1 protein-coding gene is annotated in these 245 nt (G+C 66.9%); it reads left to right on the forward strand.

Going from position 1 to position 245, the window contains the following annotated elements; translation table 11 throughout:
- Positions 1 to 141, forward strand: a complete 141-nt coding sequence (locus tag SB822_RS59875; RefSeq protein ID WP_410859481.1) for an AraC family transcriptional regulator — start codon at positions 1 to 3, stop codon at positions 139 to 141.
- The last annotated feature ends 104 nt before the right edge of the window (positions 142 to 245 follow it).

Genomic DNA, 245 nt, shown 5'->3' on the forward strand with positions numbered 1-245 from the left:
CTGCGCGATACCGACTGGCCGATCGCGCGGATCGCCGGCGATTGCGGCTTCACCGACCAGGCGCATCTCACCCGCCGGTTCCGCCAGGCATACGGGTTGACGCCGGCGCGCCACCGGCGCGGCGCTTCGATGCCGCGCTAAGTGCGTACAAAAGGCATTCCGGGTGCAAGCGCCGGACGATCCGGATCTCCCAGAATGCGGTTTTCAACGAGGCTGCTGCCCATGCGTCTGTCCATACCGTCCTG

The organism is Paraburkholderia sp. SIMBA_054 (genome assembly GCF_046534875.1).
Classification (GTDB): domain Bacteria; phylum Pseudomonadota; class Gammaproteobacteria; order Burkholderiales; family Burkholderiaceae; genus Paraburkholderia; species Paraburkholderia hospita.